At 42.6% G+C, this 17,969-nt stretch carries 15 protein-coding genes and 1 tRNA gene; 13 read left to right on the plus strand and 3 right to left on the minus strand.

Features of this window, described 5'->3' with window-relative positions; genetic code table 11:
- Positions 1-14: 14 nt before the first annotated feature.
- Positions 15-1,358, minus strand: a complete 1,344-nt coding sequence (gene argG / locus CDG61_RS05730; RefSeq protein WP_087511115.1) for an argininosuccinate synthase — start codon at positions 1,356-1,358, stop codon at positions 15-17.
- A 258-nt stretch (positions 1,359-1,616) separates the two neighbouring features.
- Positions 1,617-2,468 (minus strand): LysR family transcriptional regulator, encoded by an 852-nt coding sequence (locus tag CDG61_RS05735; protein WP_087550719.1) that lies wholly within the window; start codon positions 2,466-2,468, stop codon positions 1,617-1,619.
- A 185-nt stretch (positions 2,469-2,653) separates the two neighbouring features.
- Here CDG61_RS05735 and CDG61_RS05740 point away from each other — a divergent pair, with 185 nt between their 5' ends.
- The 5 genes from CDG61_RS05740 to dld all read left to right on the plus strand — a co-directional run bounded on the left by CDG61_RS05740 (position 2,654) and on the right by dld (position 9,698).
- Entirely contained in the window at positions 2,654-3,556 is a 903-nt protein-coding gene (locus CDG61_RS05740) for a DMT family transporter (protein ID WP_087550720.1), read from the plus strand.
- A gap of 496 nt (positions 3,557-4,052) precedes the next feature.
- Positions 4,053-5,723, plus strand: coding sequence for an L-lactate permease (gene lldP, locus CDG61_RS05745; protein ID WP_171405577.1), 1,671 nt, complete (start codon positions 4,053-4,055; stop codon positions 5,721-5,723).
- A 61-nt stretch (positions 5,724-5,784) separates the two neighbouring features.
- A complete protein-coding gene (lldR, locus tag CDG61_RS05750) occupies positions 5,785-6,528 on the plus strand; it encodes a transcriptional regulator LldR (RefSeq protein WP_087550722.1) in 744 nt (247 codons plus the stop codon).
- Between the two features lie 2 nt (positions 6,529-6,530).
- Positions 6,531-7,685, plus strand: coding sequence for an FMN-dependent L-lactate dehydrogenase LldD (gene lldD / locus CDG61_RS05755; protein ID WP_087550723.1), 1,155 nt, complete (start codon positions 6,531-6,533; stop codon positions 7,683-7,685).
- 303 nt (positions 7,686-7,988) lie between these two features.
- Complete coding sequence (gene dld / locus CDG61_RS05760; protein ID WP_228199618.1) at positions 7,989-9,698, plus strand: D-lactate dehydrogenase; 1,710 nt, start codon at positions 7,989-7,991, stop codon at positions 9,696-9,698.
- Between the two features lie 43 nt (positions 9,699-9,741).
- On the opposite strand, the gene CDG61_RS05765 is transcribed toward dld, so the two are convergent.
- Positions 9,742-10,641, minus strand: coding sequence for a hypothetical protein (locus CDG61_RS05765; RefSeq protein WP_087550724.1), 900 nt, complete (start codon positions 10,639-10,641; stop codon positions 9,742-9,744).
- A 223-nt stretch (positions 10,642-10,864) separates the two neighbouring features.
- Between CDG61_RS05765 and CDG61_RS05770 the strand changes: the two genes are divergently transcribed.
- The 8 genes from CDG61_RS05770 to CDG61_RS05805 all read left to right on the plus strand — a co-directional run bounded on the left by CDG61_RS05770 (position 10,865) and on the right by CDG61_RS05805 (position 17,904).
- Positions 10,865-12,898, plus strand: a complete 2,034-nt coding sequence (locus CDG61_RS05770) for an NADPH-dependent 2,4-dienoyl-CoA reductase (RefSeq protein ID WP_087550725.1) — start codon at positions 10,865-10,867, stop codon at positions 12,896-12,898.
- 98 nt (positions 12,899-12,996) lie between these two features.
- Positions 12,997-13,086 (plus strand) — tRNA-Ser (locus CDG61_RS05775).
- 809 nt (positions 13,087-13,895) lie between these two features.
- Positions 13,896-14,156 (plus strand): hypothetical protein, encoded by a 261-nt coding sequence (locus CDG61_RS05780; RefSeq protein ID WP_087550865.1) that lies wholly within the window; start codon positions 13,896-13,898, stop codon positions 14,154-14,156.
- A gap of 17 nt (positions 14,157-14,173) precedes the next feature.
- Positions 14,174-14,755: a hypothetical protein gene (locus tag CDG61_RS05785; RefSeq protein WP_087550726.1), complete on the plus strand. Its 582-nt coding sequence runs from the start codon at positions 14,174-14,176 to the stop codon at positions 14,753-14,755.
- An 11-nt stretch (positions 14,756-14,766) separates the two neighbouring features.
- Positions 14,767-15,147: a hypothetical protein gene (locus CDG61_RS05790; RefSeq protein WP_004960803.1), complete on the plus strand. Its 381-nt coding sequence runs from the start codon at positions 14,767-14,769 to the stop codon at positions 15,145-15,147.
- 113 nt (positions 15,148-15,260) lie between these two features.
- The gene (locus CDG61_RS05795) at positions 15,261-15,560 is read left to right on the plus strand and encodes a hypothetical protein (RefSeq protein WP_032000530.1); all 300 of its coding nucleotides are present in this window, start codon (positions 15,261-15,263) and stop codon (positions 15,558-15,560) included.
- A gap of 88 nt (positions 15,561-15,648) precedes the next feature.
- On the plus strand, positions 15,649-16,686 hold the full coding sequence (locus CDG61_RS05800; RefSeq protein ID WP_087550727.1) for a DUF932 domain-containing protein: 1,038 nt from the start codon (positions 15,649-15,651) through the stop codon (positions 16,684-16,686).
- Between the two features lie 144 nt (positions 16,687-16,830).
- Positions 16,831-17,904 (plus strand): YqaJ viral recombinase family protein, encoded by a 1,074-nt coding sequence (locus CDG61_RS05805; protein ID WP_087550728.1) that lies wholly within the window; start codon positions 16,831-16,833, stop codon positions 17,902-17,904.
- Positions 17,905-17,969 lie beyond the last annotated feature (65 nt).

Genomic DNA, 17,969 nt, shown 5'->3' on the forward strand with positions numbered 1-17,969 from the left:
TTTTAAGTCGAAACTTATTTGTTTTTGTCTTTTAACTGAGGAACAGCAGAACCTGTACCTACTGCAAGTAAACCTGCACCTGTATAGATGCCCAGTTTTGCACGGGTATCTGTAATGTCCAGGTTACGCATGGTTAACTGACCGATACGATCCATCGGAGTAAAGACTGAATCACCTTTCTCCATGGTCAAACGCTCAGCTTCATAAGTGAGGTTTTCAGATTCAGTGTTCATGATGGTGTAGTCATTACCACGACGAAGCTCTAAAGTCACAGTACCAGTGACTGCTTTAGCAACCCAGCGTTGTGCAGTTTCACGCAGCATCAATGCCTGAGAATCGAACCAGCGACCTTGATAAAGCAGACGACCTAAACGTAAACCGTTGATACGGTACTGTTCAATGGTATCTTCGTTATGAATACCGGTTACAAGGCGTTCATAAGCAATATGAAGAAGTGCCATACCCGGAGCTTCATAGATACCGCGGGATTTTGCTTCAATGATACGGTTTTCAATCTGGTCAGACATACCTAAACCATGACGACCACCGATACGGTTTGCTTCAAGAATGAACTCAACTGGATCTTCGATACGTTTGCCGTTCAGAGCAACAGGGAAGCCTTCTTCGAAAGTTACAGAAACTTCTTCAGCTTCAACTTTTACGTCATCTTTCCAGAATGCAACGCCCATGATTGGATCAACGATCTTGATACCTGCATCGAGGTATTCAAGATCTTTTGCTTCGTGCGTTGCACCTAACATATTCGAGTCAGTTGAATATGCTTTCTCTTTCGACATTTTATAGTCAAAACCATTGTCGATGAGGAATTGTGACATTTCCGCACGACCACCTAACTCATCAATGAAAGTCTGGTCTAACCATGGTTTGTAAATTTTAAGCGCAGGGTTGGTCAGTAAACCGTAACGGTAGAAACGTTCAATATCGTTTCCTTTATATGTTGAACCATCACCCCAGATGTTTACATCATCTTCTTTCATTGCGGTAACAAGCATCGTACCTGTTACTGCACGACCTAAAGGAGTCGTGTTGAAGTAAGGAACGCCACCAGTGCTGATGTGGAATGCACCACACTGAATCGCAGCAATACCTTCCAATGCAAGCTGTAAACGGCAGTCAACCAGACGTGCTTTTACAGCACCATAAGCTTCTGCTTTACGAGGAATCGCATCGTAATCATCTTCATCAGGCTGTCCAAGATTTGCAGTATACGCATAAGGTTCAGCGCCTTTTTGCTTCATCCACAAAAGTGCAGCTGAAGTGTCCAGACCACCAGAAAAGGCGATACCTACTTTTTTGCCTACTGGTACATTCTGCAAGATGGTTGCATTATCAGTCATTGCTTGTCCTAACTTTTCACTATTTCAGATATAGGCACCATAAAACGTGGTGGCCAAAGAGAATTCTATAACGCAGTATTATAGCACTTTTAATTAAACTTTTTTTCCAGTTCAAAAGCGCATTTGAAAAATATTCGCAGGTTTTGGATGGAATAAAGGTATTGAAATACAGCTCTCAATTGAAACGGACAATCATCTGAAGCGATAAAAATTTTCAGATGCTTGATGAAATCATGGATGCAGTGATCAATCCCACTGTTACAGCGCATCATTTAATGCAATAAACTGTTTTTCAACCGGTGTGAAAATATGATCGCTCCGTGCAATCAGATATAAGCCAATATGTCTGTATTGCTCCGGAATTTCCATCAGATACTGCACATCATATTTTTGAGCCAGGGATCGGGTCACCATGGAAACGCCCATGCCCAGCTGCGTAAAATGAATCAGTGCTTCATAGTCATTGATGTGGGTCATTTCGCCTTTGACCAGATGATGGTCCTGATACATCTGCTCAAGCACGGACGAATAACAGCATTCCATCGAAGTAAATAATAAGTTTTGCTGATTCAGTGCATGATTGATGTGTTCATGATTGATCAGGTCTTTACCGATCAGCACCAGTTCATCCTTACCTTTCTGGATGTACTGTAGATTTTTCTGTTCAGGATGACCCAGAGCATAAGCAAAGTCGATATGCCCCTGTAAAATTTCCTGTTCCAGAAAGCCTGTTGCACCTGTTTTCATGGTAATGGACAGTTCAGGATAAGTATTTGAAAGCTGACTGAATGAAGGATAAAAACGCATTCCGCCCAGGCTGGTATTTGTGCCGAATCTTAAAGTCAGATCATGCTGATTGATTTTATTTTCAGTTTCCTCCCAGGTGAACAGCATTTTTTTATACTGTGTATATACCTGCATGCCGGTATCTGTCAGTTCAACACCTTTGGGCTTGCGTATAAACAGTTGACGTTTATAGTGGTTTTCTATTTTTTTGATTTTTGCAGTCATGTTGGACTGTAAATAATTCAGTTTGTTTGCCGCGGCTGTTATGCTTTTCATTTCAGCCACATTCACAAAAGACCGGATATCACTGATATCAATATTCATTACGACTCCAGGAGGGTGCAGGCTGTTCAGCTTTATATATTATTTCAGACTGAGCTATGGCACAGGACAGGGGGAATAATACATTTAACATCAAAAATAATGATGGATATATTAAAACATAACATTATTCATGATGTTATTTATTTTTTAAACTCGCTCTACATTGCATCTGTTGAGTACAGAAAATGAATATGAAAACCGTCGGCGCCATTGCTGTGCTATGTCTGATCTGGGGATCTTTGTGGGGGCTGGTGAAATTCAGCTTACAGATTTTCCCACCTTTTCTGTTTATCGCTGCGCGTTTGATTCTGGCAGGATTAACATTGCTGGTGGTACAGCGGATGTTGGGAAAGTCGATTCTTCCTGCCAGAGAAGACTGGAATAAGCTGATAATTTCCAGTCTGATGCTTTGTGTCGGGTTCTATGCAACTCAGACTTTCGCAATGCAGTTTGTAGATTCAGGCTTATCGGCAGTACTGGTTTTTACCATGCCTATTTTTATCGCTGTGCTGGCACATTACATTTTGAATGAGCATCTGAGCAGACAAAAAATACTGGGACTGGTCTTTGGAGCACTGGGACTGATTTCAATTTTATGGCCGCAGTTACATCATATTCACATGAATCTTGCTTTACTGGGGCAGGGGATGCTGATCGGTGTTGGATTTATGTGGGCATTGACCACGGTCTATATGAAAAAGTACTTTGCCAGCTATGACAAGCTGAAACTGACCATCTGGCAAATGTTACTCGGCGGTGGGTTGATTCTGATCGGGGCTTTAATCCTGGAACCTGTTCATCTGGATGTCTGGACCACTCCATTTAATGTTTCCATTCTGTTTTATATTTCGGTGATTGGAACTGGGGCTTCATTTGTGATGTGGAACTGGATTGTCAGTCAGGTGGATACCTTTGTTGCATCTATTTCCATTATGAGTATTCCTGTTCTGAGTCTGATTTTTGGTTGTGTATTCTGGCATGAACCACTGACTGTCAATATTTTAATTGGCGCTGTTCTGATCCTTTCAGGCATTGTTTGCAGTTCGGTCAAAATCAGGTCATTCAAAACATCAGATGTCATCAGTTAATTAAAAGATGCAGTGAATCTGTAAATCTACCAATCCCGGGAATGGGCTCATCCATTCCTGGGTATTTTTTTGCTCTGAAATGCTTATTCGTTATGCTGACCGGACACTTTTTATGTGGACTGAATCCGCACTTCTTCGGCTTGTTCCAGCCACAGCTCAAGCCGAACCTCATCTGCTTTTTAAAAATTACACCTGAATTACGACTAAAGTTGTATTTTTCTGAAATGATCCGTTTAAATATTCAATAAAAACATAAATTTTATAAGAAAAAAGAACATTTTTAACTTGTGGAAATGTGATTTATTTAACCAAAAATACATTAATATTGGTCATACCAATATTAAGTTATTCAGACCATTATTGCTCTTTTATTTTTATTTATTTACTATAAAGTCGATTTTAAATGATATTTTTGAAATTAAACTAAAATTGGTCATACCAATTTAGATAAGAATGGTATGCGCTCAGACCACATTCCTGAAAGCATTTCAAGGAGATGACAATGCTTCAACATTGGCAGCAGATTTATGATCCGATGGGTAATATCTGGGTATCCAGTGCCATCGCACTTATTCCAATTGTATTTTTCTTTTTAGCCCTTGCTGTGTTCCGCATGAAAGGAAGCGTTGCGGGAACAATTACAGTTGTACTGGCTTTACTGGTTTCGCTTTTTGCTTATCAAATGCCAGTCGCTATGGCTTTGGCTTCAATGGTCTATGGCTTTCTTTATGGTCTTTGGCCAATTGCTTGGATCATCATTGGCGCTGTATTCCTGTATAAAGTTTCAGTCAAAACAGGGCAGTTCGATATTATTCGTTCTTCGATCATGTCGATTACTGAAGATCAGCGTTTACAGATGCTGTTCGTTGGTTTTGCTTTCGGTACTTTCCTTGAAGGTGCGGCAGGTTTTGGTGCGCCAGTTGCGATTACGGCTGCATTATTGGTTGGACTTGGGTTTAAGCCACTTTATGCTGCGGGTCTTTGCTTGATTGTGAACACAGCACCAGTTGCATTTGGTGCAATGGGTATTCCAATTATTGTGGCAGGGCAGGTTTCTGGTGTAGACACCATGGAAATCAGTCAGATGGTGGGTCGTCAGTTGCCATTCATGGTGCCGATCGTATTGTTCTGGATCATGGCAATCATGGACGGTTGGCGTGGCGTGAAAGAAACGTGGCCAGCAGTGATTGTGGGCGGTGGTTCTTTCGCATTGGCACAGTATTTAACCTCAAACTTTGTCGGTCCTGAACTTCCAGATATTACTGCTGCGATTGCATCATTGGTATCTTTAACGATTCTTTTAAAATACTGGCAGCCTAAACATATTTTCCGTTTTGAAAATGAAGAAGGCACGCCTGCGATTGATTTAGCTGAAGAACGTAAGAAGAAATTCACCATCGCACAAATTGCGAAAGCATGGTCTCCATTTGCAATTTTAACGGCAATGGTGACGGTCTGGAGTATTCAGCCATTTAAAGCTTTATTTGCCAAAGATGGTGCGCTTGCAGATTTAGTGATTTCGATCAAAGTGCCATTTTTGCATCAGATGGTGCAAAAGATGCCGCCTGTGGTTCCTGAAATGAAGGACTATGATGCGATCTATAAGTTTGATTGGTTCTCTGCAACAGGTACTGCGATAGTGATTGCAGCGATCATTACGATTATTTTCCTCAAAATGAAGCCAAAAGAAGCAATTGTGACATTTGGCGAAACTGTAAATGAGTTAAAAATTCCAATTTATTCTATTGGTATGGTGCTGGCTTTTGCTTTCATCGCAAACTATTCAGGTATGTCTGCAACACTTGCTTTGGCACTTGCACATACAGGTCAGGCATTTACATTCTTCTCACCATTCTTAGGATGGTTAGGGGTGTTCCTGACAGGTTCTGATACTTCTGCAAATGCGTTGTTCTCAGCATTACAGGCAACCACTGCACAGCAAATCGGTGTGCCAGAAGTATTACTTGTTGCTGCCAATACCAGTGGTGGGGTAACAGGAAAAATGATTTCTCCTCAGTCGATTGCAATTGCCTGTGCGGCAGTAGGTCTGGTGGGTAAAGAGTCTGATTTATTCAGATTTACGGTAAAACACAGTATTTCATTTACCGTGATGATTGGTATTATCATTACTCTACAAGCCTATGTGTTCCCGTGGATGATCCCATGATCTTGATGATGATGGATTTTCACGATATTGCACAGACCTGATGCAAAACTGAGGACAGCAGATGAAAGTCTCCGACAAAGTGGTACAAAACCTTCGTATGTTGATTGAAGAAACTAACATGCAAGTCGGAGATCGTCTGCCAGCGGAACGTAAGTTGTGTGAGCAACTCGGTGTATCCCGTTCCTCTTTGAGAGAGGCCATTTCGCAACTGACCAGTACGGGCATGCTGGTCAGCAAAGTCGGAGCGGGGACTTTTTTACAGCAATTGCCTGTGAACTGGTCACAGAATCAGATTGTTGAACCATTAAGTAATCTGATTGATGAAGATCCTGCTTATCGCTTTGATGTGCAGGAAGCCCGAATGGTACTTGAGGGGGGAACAGCTTGGTATGCCGCCAAGCGGGCAACTGAGCAGGATCTGGAAAAAATTCGCTATTGTTATGATCAGATTACCCATTTTCAATCTTTGGGTGATGATGATAAAGCCTCAATGGCAGATGCTGAGTTTCACCTCGCCATTGCTGAGGCATCGCATAATCTGGTGCTGATTCAGATGATGCGTGGTTTATTTGATTTGTTGCAATTCAACGTGGTTTTGGGACGACGAAAAGTCTATACCGAAGCTCGTCGTTATGATCAGTTGCGTGATCAGCACTTTCAGGTGATGGATGCAATTGAACGTCATGATCCAGAAGCTGCGCGGAATGCAGTCTGTGGACATATAGAATTTGTAGTACAGCAGGTGCGGATGATTGATGAGGAAGAAGCCCGTCGTCAGCGTGCCAGCCGATTGAACAGGATATAGCTATGATTATTTCTTCTGCGAATGATTACCGTGAAGCCGCGCGTCGTCGTTTACCGCCATTTTTATTCCACTATATTGATGGTGGTGCGTATGCTGAATATACCTTGAAGCGTAATGTAGAAGATTTATCAAAAATTGCGTTAAGACAACGTGTTTTAAATGACATGTCACAGCTCAGTTTAGAAACCAAACTGTTTGATGAAACCTTGTCGATGCCTGTGGCTTTGTCACCTGTTGGTTTGACAGGCATGTATGCCCGCCGTGGTGAAGTGCAAGCAGCAGTTGCAGCAGATAAAAAGGGTATTCCATTCACTTTATCCACTGTATCTGTATGTCCAATTGAAGAAGTTGCACCAGCGATTAACCGTCCGATGTGGTTTCAGTTGTATGTACTGCGTGACCGTGGTTTTATGAAAAATGCCTTGGAACGTGCTAAAGCAGCAGGTTGTTCAACATTGGTTTTTACTGTTGATATGCCTGTACCAGGCGCACGTTATCGTGATGCTCACTCAGGTATGAGTGGTCCAAATGCTGCAATGCGCCGTTATATGCAGTCATGTTTCCATCCACATTGGGCATGGAATGTTGGCATGATGGGGCGTCCACATGACTTGGGCAATATTTCTAAATACTTAGGTAAGCCAACGGGTCTTGAAGACTATATCGGCTGGCTGGGCAATAACTTTGACCCATCAATTTCATGGAAAGACCTTGAGTGGATCCGTGAGTTCTGGGATGGCCCAATGGTCATTAAAGGGATTCTTGATCCTGAAGATGCTAAAGATGCAGTACGTTTCGGTGCAGACGGTATCGTGGTATCGAACCACGGTGGTCGTCAGTTGGATGGTGTTTTATCGTCTGTGCGTGCATTACCTCCAATTGCAGATGCGGTAAAAGGTGATATTAAAATCTTAGCGGATTCTGGTATTCGTAACGGTCTGGATGTGGTGCGTATGCTTGCTTTAGGTGCTGATACTTGTATGCTTGGTCGTGCATTTGTTTATGCTTTAGGTGCAGCAGGTGGAGCAGGTGTTTCTAATCTGCTTGATTTGATTGATAAAGAAATGCGTGTAGCCATGACTTTAACAGGTGCTAAAACAATTGCAGATATTACTGAGGATTGTTTGGTGAAGTTAGAGAAAGAGTTGGTGGGGTGATGACTTTTGAATAGGTCTCTAGTGAAAGTGATTTATCATCAAAAATAAATTCACAATGAATATTCCCTCTCCTTGTAGGAGAGGGCTAGGGAGAGGTATTTACTGAATAATTCCCCTCATCCTCTTGCGGAGCGAGCTCCTCATCCCAAAGGGAGAAGGGATATTCATTATAGATTTTGATGATAATGACTGATCACTTTTGATATGTGCAAATATCCCTATTTGTTTAAAAGTTTTTAAATCAATACATCTCCATTACGTAACAATGCTATTCCTCTTTAGAGGGGAGAGGAAATATTGAAAATGGAAAATTCTATAAAAATGAAAACCTCCGCTTCAAGCACCATTCAAAACCTTATTCACATCGTTGGAAAACAGCATGTTTTAACCGACGATGCTGATACACGCCTATACCGACAAGGTCGTCGTTATGGTGCAGGACAAGTGCTTGCTGTTGTTGCACCTGGCAGTTTACTGGAGCAATGGCAGGTTTTGAAAACGGCTGTTGAAGCGGATTGTGTGGTGATCATGCAGGCTGCCAATACAGGACTGACCGGTGGTTCAACGCCATTCGGTGATGACTATGACCGTCCTGTGGTGTTGATCAGTACCCGAAGATTGGTGGGTATTCAGGTGATTAATGAGGGTAAACAAGTCATCTGTTTGCCTGGTGCGACACTGGATAAACTTGAAAAAGATTTAGCACCATTTAATCGTGAACCGCATTCAGTGATTGGTTCTTCATGTATTGGTGCATCGGTGTTGGGTGGGGTGTGTAATAACTCAGGCGGTGCTTTGGTGCGCCGTGGTCCTGCTTATACAGAACTGGCTTTATATGCACGAGTCAATGATTCAGGTGAGTTAGAGTTAGTGAATCATTTAGGTGTAAATTTGGGTGAAACACCTGAGCAAATTCTAACTGCGCTTGAAAATAAAAATTATCAAAGCCATGACATTATTAACAATTCAAGTTGCTGTGCTTCCGATCAGCGTTATTCACATGATGTGAAACAGGTCGATGAAAATACCCCTGCACGTTTTAATGCAGATCCAAGTCGTTTGTTTGAAGCATCAGGTTCGGCGGGGAAAGTCTGTGTATTTGCGGTGCGTCTGGATACCTTTGAAAAGATTCCGAGTCAGGTGTTTTATGTAGGTACAAACTCACAGGATGATTTGACCGAAATTCGTCGTTTTTTATTGAAAGATTTGCCACGTTTGCCGATTGCAGGCGAGTACATTCACCGCGTTGCTTATGATATTGGTGCGGAATACGGCAAAGACAGTTTTATGTTTATTGAAAAATTCGGTACGGCAAAAGTGCCTGCTGCATTTGCGATGAAAGATAAAGTTGATGGTTATCTGGAAAAAGTTGGTTTACGTGGTTTATCTGATAAGGTTTTGCAGATAGTCACCAAAATGTTGCCGAATCATTTACCACAACGTATGAATGAATTCCGTGATCTGTATGAACATCATTTGATGATTCGTATTGAAAATCAGGATGTTGATCAGGTTGAGCAATATTTAAAAACTTATTTTTCAGATAAAACTTCGGGCAATTATTTTAAATGTACCGATGAAGAAGGACGTAAAGCATTTTTACATCGTTTTGCGGTAGCAGGCGCAGCAATTCGTTATCGTGATACGCATCGTTCAGAAGTGGAAGATATTGTCGCACTGGATATTGCACTTCGCCGTAATGACCGTGAATGGGTAGAAACTTTGCCTAAAGCGATGGATGAAAAAATCATTCATAAATTGTATTACGGACATTTCCTGTGTCATGTGTTTCATCAGGATTATATTGTGCAAAAAGGTGTTGATCCTTTGGCAATGGAACATGAAATGTGGCATTTACTCGATGATCGTGGCGCGGAGTATCCTGCGGAGCATAATGTCGGACATTTATATGTGGCGAAGCCTGCTTTGAAAAATCATTATCAAAAACTTGATCCGACCAATAGTTTTAATGTCGGGATAGGGCATACATCCAGGTTAAAAGACTGGAAATAATCGTTCATTAAGACATGGTTGTATGCGAGTCGAAGCAGTCTGATTAATCAGGCTGCTTTGTATTTTTTAGTCCCATTTTTGATGAAATAAAACCTAAAATAAATGCACTGACAAAAAATACAACAGCGGAATACAGTGCTGATTGTGTCGTAAAATAAACGGCTAAGGTGGCTAAAACAACAATTGCTGTGCAGATCCACACCATCCAGGACGAGAGTGCTGACTGAGGTTCAGAATTTTGTTCATTGATATGGCTGGCATGGGCGTTTTGAATGGATGGTGTTTCAGATGTGTTCAGATCAGTCACAGCGGATTCTTCATGTAGCATCATATTTGGGTGAGTGAGCATGACAGAATTACTGCCATAGAGGAAATATTTTTTATCTTCATAGCGTTGCATGTCCTGCCGGATAAATTCCCAGAATGCCTGGGTATCTTCAGTCAGGGAAGATTGTGGATGACTCAGAGTCTCTATGTGAAACAGGGGAACTTCCAGAAACTCGGCATCATCAGGATCCAATGACAAACCACTGGTACGAAGCAAAATGTACGCAGGAAAATGTTGCTTGATCAACGCCTGAAAGTTGAGAAATTCTGAGGCGTAATCATTCCCCATTATATTTAATAATTCATGCTTTCTCGATTCTAAATTTGCCAGGGCATGCTGTTGGGAAATGACGAGATAGGCGAACTGACTTTCTTCAGAATTATCCTGAACTTCTGTAAAATCAGTTTCTGCATTTACATGATCAGTATCAAAGTCATCTGAATATTTGGCCCACTGAATATTTTCTCGACTGAACAAAAGCAGCCATAAAAGTGGAATAAACCCATCTGCTTCCAGTTCATAAGATGCAGAGCAATAAAAGTCATGCCATTGATTCAGACTGCCTATAGGCATATGTCCGAGTTGAGAGCTGGTCAAAAATACAGGATGGCTCATTCAGTTATTCTCATATTTATAGTGGAATGTTGGTATTAACATAGGCATATTGAACAGAGAGTTCCATAGTAAACACGTAAAACGGGCAGGAATGGAGTGTCTGGGGGATTACTGAATTGACTTTTTTTACGCTGAAAATATTTGGAACAGTCATCCAAAAATAATCAAAAGTATATAAAGTATTATGCAACAAGTTGCAAAGCCAATAAATTAAGGATTAGCCATGACAACCAGCTATGCAAATATTCTAAAACCACTTCATCTGGGTTTCACGACCATTAAAAACCGTGTAGTCATGGGTTCCATGCATACAGGTCTGGAAGATCGTTTTTATAACTACCCAAAACTTGCAGCCTATTTTGGTGAACGTGCCAAGGGTGGTGTGGGGCTACTGATTACAGGTGGTATTTCACCAAACAGACAGGGGTGGTTGTTGCCTGCAGGTGGTACTATGAATACGCTGGGCGATGTTGCTCCGCATCGTCTGGTTACGCATGCTGTACATAAACATGGTGCCAAAATTCTGATGCAGATTCTGCATTCGGGGCGTTATGGCTATCAGCCATTTGTGGTGTCTGCAAGCCCGATCAAATCACCGATTTCTCTGTTCAAGCCACGGGAAATGAGCGATAAACTGATTCTTGAAACCATTAAGGACTATGCCGATACAGCAAGCCTAGCAAAAAAAGCTGGCTATGACGGTGTGGAAATTATGGGTTCAGAAGGCTATTTGCTGAACCAGTTTTTAAGCCGTCATGTCAATCAGCGTGAAGACCGCTGGGGTGGTCCGATTGAAAACCGGATGCGTTTTGCAGTTGAAATTGTGAAAGCGATCCGTGAAAAAGTTGGCGAGAAATTTATTATCTGTTTCCGTTTGTCCATGCTGGATTTAGTCCATGATGGCAATACCATGGATGAAGTGATTACCGTTGCAATTGCATTGGAAAAAGCAGGTATTACGCTGTTGAATACAGGGATCGGTTGGCATGAAGCACGTATTCCAACGATTGTGACATCAGTACCACGTGCTGCTTTTGTGGACTATACCGCAGAAGTGAAAAAGCATGTGTCTGTGCCTGTGATTGCCTCTAACCGTATCAATATGCCAGATACAGCTGAAGAGATCCTGGCAGCAGGTAAAGCGGATATGGTACAGATGGCACGTCCTTTACTTGCCGATGCATACTGGGTAAATAAAACAGCAACCAATCGTGTCGATGAAATCAATACCTGTATTGCGTGTAATCAGGCATGTCTGGATCATACATTCCAGAATAAACGTGCGAGTTGCTTAGTGAATCCTCGTGCAGGATATGAAACTGAGCTGGTTTATGTGAAAACGAAAAAACCGAAAAAAATTGCGGTCGTAGGCGGCGGCGTGGCTGGAATGTCAGCTGCTACAGTTGCAGCAGGGCGTGGTCATCAGGTTACTTTGTTTGAAGCATCCAGTGAAGTCGGTGGTCAGTTTAACCTGGCAAAAGTTGTACCTGGTAAAGAAGAATTTCACGAAACCATCCGTTATTTTAAAGTTCAGATTGAAAAAACAGGCGTGGATTTACGTTTAAATACCAAAGTGAACCGTGAGCAACTGGAGCGTGAAGGCTTTGATGAAGTTGTGATTGCAACAGGTGTTGTACCTCGTGGACTGAAAATCGAGGGTAGTGATGCACCACAAGTGTTGTCTTATGCAGAAGTATTGCGTGGTGCGCCTGTAGGTTACAGTGTTGCTGTGATCGGTGCAGGCGGGATTGGTTTTGACGTATCAGAGTTTTTATTGAAGCCTGAACATCAGCCACAACCGCAACCTTTGACTGACTGGATGCGTGAATGGGGTGTTGATCCAGATCCTAACTATATGACTGAAGGTGGCTCAATACCAGCTGAAGTTGAAACTCCAGTTCGTCAGATTTATCTGATGCAACGTAAAACTACGCCATTGGGCATCGGTTTAGGGAAAACTTCAGGCTGGGTGCATCGTGCACAGTTGAAAAAGCATGCTGTGCGTATGATGCGTGGTGTGCAGTATAAAGCTGTGACCAATGAAGGCTTATGGATTGAGACTAACGGTCATGATCAATTGCTTCGTGTAGACACAATCGTGGTGTGTGCGGGGCAGGAGTCTGTAAAAGATTTAATGCCTGCCGAGGGTGAAACAACACTGGCGCAGTATCATATTATTGGTGGTGCAAAACTGGCGGGTGAGCTTGATGCGAAGCGTGCAATCCGTGAAGGTGCTGAAATAGCAGCTAAACTTTAATCAAATACCTGGTATTTGATGAAACAATATGCGTTTGAATGATTTAAGCCAATATTTCTCTTGTCAGAGTTGGAAAAGCTTAGTATTCTTGCGCACATGGAAGCGTGGCAGAGCGGTTTAATGCACCGGTCTTGAAAACCGACGAGGGCGCGAGTCCTCCGTGAGTTCGAATCTCACCGCTTCCGCCAAATATCTAAATAAGCCCTTGTTTTTACAAGGGCTTATTTTTTGTCTGTAGTTTTACCCCTCAACCTACCCCTCATCAAATTTTGGATTGGATTGATTTCTTTTGGTAGTATTTGGAAGATTAAGGAATATAGTTTAATAAGCTGTATTTAAATCTAACTATATTCTTATTCAAGCATTTTTTAATTATAAATATTTTCACTCCCCATTTACTTAGCTTGCTTGACGCTCTACAGCGTGCAGATTATCCTTAACCTGCTGACCTACATCGTCAGCGGGTTTTAGCAGACCCATTTACCTAAGTACACTAAAAAGTCTAACTTTTTGGTGGGTATCCCTACGTACCCCCTCTGCGGCGGAACGGGAGGGGGGACGTCTTCGGACGTGCTGATTTCTTAGGTATCAGTCTGCTAACCCGTCTTCTGTTTCGCCACCATCATTTAGCAGTGATTTGGTGAAACTTCTTTATACCTAAGGAGTACGCCATGTGCTTACATCAAGACTGTCTTTTATATTTCTTTTTTTTTTATGTGTGTGCCCGATCTACACCACAGGGGTAATGTGACGTGATGCTGTGTATTTCATGCATTGCTGTGTCGATCACTTTCTAAGAATAAAACTTTTTCAAGTACATATTACCGATATGAAGATGAATCTCTCATGCTGTTTTTGAGGGGCATAGGTTTGTGTGCTTTATCGACTATAACACTTCAAAAAAACATAGATATTCATTCCAACATTTATGACATGGGGAACACTGCGTCAGATTAAGACCAAGACCAGTGATGCCTATAAAAAAGAGAAAATGATGATGTTTAAAACCTTCCTAAAAACGACCCTGATTTCATCACTACTTGCAGGCGCATCATTGGCGCAGGCAGGCTGGTTTGCACAAGCCAGTGAATCCTACCTTGTTCAAGCACGTCATACAGGCGGTGGGGTTTATCAATGTCTTTATAAAACCAATCCTGGCAATCGTGGTTGGCGTAATTTCACGGTGAACTTTCAAGGTGGTTGTCCACGCTTTGTTCACTTTAATGTGCAGAATGGTCAAGTCACTGTGCCCAACTAAACGAGGGGAACATTCAAATGAACCAAAAAACCATATTGGGCTTGGCGGCAATCTTAGCCCTGACCTTGATCAGCATCGCAGGCTTCTACTTCTTTAGCCCTAAACATCCAACTGAAAAAACGGTTCCAGCCAACACTTCTGAGGTCAGCTCTGCACAACCTTTAGAATCTGCCAATTCAGAAGCAGTATCCACTGAGATTGCAGCAGCAGAAGTGGATGGGATTGATGTCAAAGAATTGACCACGGGAAGAAAAAGTCTAAGTCCATCAGATCATGAACCTGAATTGCTGAGTTTTGAGTTTGATCAAAACCTTAAGGCGGCGGATACCTTACTGTCGATGCTGCCTTATGATCAACTGCCTGAATTTGAGCAGGACAATATAGACAAGTATCAACGCTATATCTTTGCCAAAGCCGCAAAAGATACAGGCAAATCAGTGCAAGACTTTAGCTTGCAAGAACATGGCGCACTGGAGTCGGAGCAAGCGGGTAATCGCTACTACGTTTATAAATTTGATAACGGCACAGACTGTGAAACCCATTTGGCTAGCATTGATTTAAATACAGGTGATTATGGCGTGAGCTATAACTACTGCTAAGGATGAATTTGATGAAGCAACTTTTAAAACCCTTACTCCTCGCAGTGACTACAACGACAGGCATCATGTTGAGTGGCTGTAATGCTGGCCTTGATCCAAACACGTTTACGGTCGAACTCGATGTAATTGATACCAGTAACTGGTATGCCCAAAATCAATCCGCTACGGTATTAACCATCCGTTCCAATATTGCAGAGCCTATCGATGTCAGCCATGTTTCTGTCAATCATGGACAATGTCGTTATGAAGGCTATCGTCGATCATTGGAATATCCGCAGCATTTTAAGATGGGGCAACGTTTAAGACTGAAATTAACAGACTGTAGCTACAGTAATGTGGTGCAGGTTGATGTCGAAACAGATAAAGGTACTGCAAGCTATAGCTTTCAATAGCGACTCTCCTCGACAAAGCAAAATATCAATCAAACCGTGTCCTCAATGGGCACGGTTTTTTTATGCCCTCAATTCAGCTTTTCGTACCCAATTCATTTAACAAGGAATATTCAATGTCCTTAATTCAATGCCCCTATTGTCAGTCCACCCATGTCAGACAGACTGATTCAAGTCATGCAAACGCCAACTATTTCGAACAACTGCAACGCTGTATTTCACCGACACAGATGGCGCTGTTCGGCATGCAGTTTGCCAAAAAGGCAGGATTCCCGCCTTTTACAGGCGCAGCCATCGGTGTTGTGGTGGGTGGTGTATTGGTTATTGTCAGTCAGTACTGCTATGAAAAATATTACAGCAATGCCGAGCAGTATGTCTGCTTGGATTGCCAACAACAGTTTGCATGGGCGAGGTAATCACTTCTCAGCCATTGCACTGGTACATCGTTGAATAAATCGATTCTTTAAAACATCACATTACACATTCTTTTTAGGAATAATCAAAATGGCACATCAAATTGAACAAATGGCGTATGTCGGACAAACCCCGTGGCATGGTCTAGGCAATCAACTTAGCCCAAACCAACCGATTGAAGTCTGGGCCAAGCAAGCAGGTATGGATTGGCGTATTGAATCATCCAATGTCAGCTACATGGCTAAAAATGATCGTGGACAAAGCATCATTATGCCGTATGAAGAACAACGGGTACTGTACCGTTCAGATACCCATGCTCCTTTATCCGTAGTCAGTCAGCGTTATCAAGAAGTCCAACCGATGGAAATTCTGGAGTTCTACCGTGATCTAACCGAGCAATCCGGCTTTGAACTGGAAACCGCAGGTGTACTTAAAGGTGGGAAAAAGTTCTGGGCCTTGGCACGCACAGGCCAAACAGCAGAATTGAAAGGTGGGGATGTCAGCAATGGCTATATCCTGCTGGCAACAGCATGTGATGGCACCTTAGCCACAACCGCACAATGCACCAATATCCGTGTGGTGTGTAACAACACTTTAGCCATTGCCTTGCGTGGACAAAGTTCCAATGCAGGCGTGGTCAAAGTACCGCACAGTACTAAGTTTGATGCCGACAAAGTCAAAGATCAACTCGGTATTTCAGTGAAAACATGGTACGACCACATGTATGAAATGAAACAACTCACCCAACGTAAAGTCACCCAGAAAGAAGCAGCGGCTTATTTTGATGCGGTATTTAACAACAATAGCCTAAGTGCGATGGAACAGGAGGATAACATTATTCAGTACTACCGTAATGTCGCGTCTCAAGCCAATCAACAACCCAATAAAACTGAACCGAATGGACGTGCCATGACCAAAGTCATGAATATGTTTAATGGGCAGGGACGTGGAGCAGACTTATCTTCAGCCAAAGACACCGCCTATGGACTACTTTGTGCGATCACCGAGTTTGTCGACCATGAACGTCGTGCGATGAGTACTGATCACCGCCTTGACTCTGCTTGGTTTGGTGCAGGGGCAGCATTGAAACAACGTGGATTAGAACAAGCTTTACGCTTAGCGGCTTAAGCTGAATTTAATCTTGAAACTTTACCATCAGGGCATGTGATCAGTACGATCAAGTGTCCTCCTAATCAACGATCCCTCTTTGCCACATCTTCGGATGTGGCTTTTTTTATGCCGTTTTAAAATCAATGATAGAAGGATAAACCCATGAATCAGATTATAAACCCAACAGTAACGTCTCAATCTCAGTATTTACCAACTGTAGCCAATGACAAGCTTAAACAAAGTCAATCAGGTTCAAAACGCAGCTTAAATGCCAAACGTCTGATCAACACCAAACAACTGGACTATCAGGCATGGCTGGAAGTGCGTAAACAGGGAATAGGCAGCAGTGATGCCGCAGCTGCCTGTGGCTTGAATCCTTATATGTCGATGCTAGAACTGTGGATGATTAAAACAGGACGGGTACAGCAAAATATTGAAGATGAAAGCTCAGGACATGCACCTTTATATTGGGGCAAGCAGTTAGAACCCTTGGTCGCAGAATACTACAGCATGCACACCAATAATAAAGTCCGTCGGGTCAATGCGGTACTGCAGCACCCTGATCCTGACAAAGCCTTTATGTTGGCGAACTTGGATTATGCCGTAGTAGGCAATGAGGAAGTACAAATACTGGAATGTAAAACTGCAGGGGAATATGGCGCCAAACTATGGAAGGAGGGCGTTCCTCTGTATGTGCTATGTCAGGTACAACATCAACTGGCGGTGACAGGTAAGCAAGCGGCACATATTTGTGTGTTGCTGTGTGGGCAGGAAACCAAAATCTACAAAGTCAGTCGTAATGAAACTTTGATTGAACAGATCATTCAGGCAGAACGGTTGTTTTGGGAATGTGTTGAAAATGATGTTCCACCAGCAGTGGATGCCAGTGAATCGGCAGCCAAAGCTTTACAACAACTCTATCCTGAACATACCCCACTGAGCTGTGTTGATCTAACGGAGGTGGAACTTGCTAATGAACTGTTTGATCAGCTGATTGAAGAAAAGAAGCAGGTTGAACAGCATCAAAGCCAGTTTGACCTACTCAAACACCGTGTTCAGGCGCTGATGAGGGAACATGAACGTGCTGTCTTTCAGCAAGGTTCGGTGACATGGAAAAAGAGCAAGGATAGTACCAGCCTGGATACTAAATCCTTACTTCAGCACCAACCTGAACTCATCCAACAGTACCCACTGCAGAAAGCAGGTGGTCGTCGTTTTAACCTATATCACGATTAGCTCAAAGCCTAGAGCCAAACACTCAGCAAGAAGAAACCTGAAATCCCGTGCAGCCTGTATGGGAT

The organism is Acinetobacter sp. WCHAc010052, from assembly GCF_002165295.2.
GTDB classification, from domain to species: Bacteria; Pseudomonadota; Gammaproteobacteria; order Pseudomonadales; family Moraxellaceae; genus Acinetobacter; species Acinetobacter chinensis.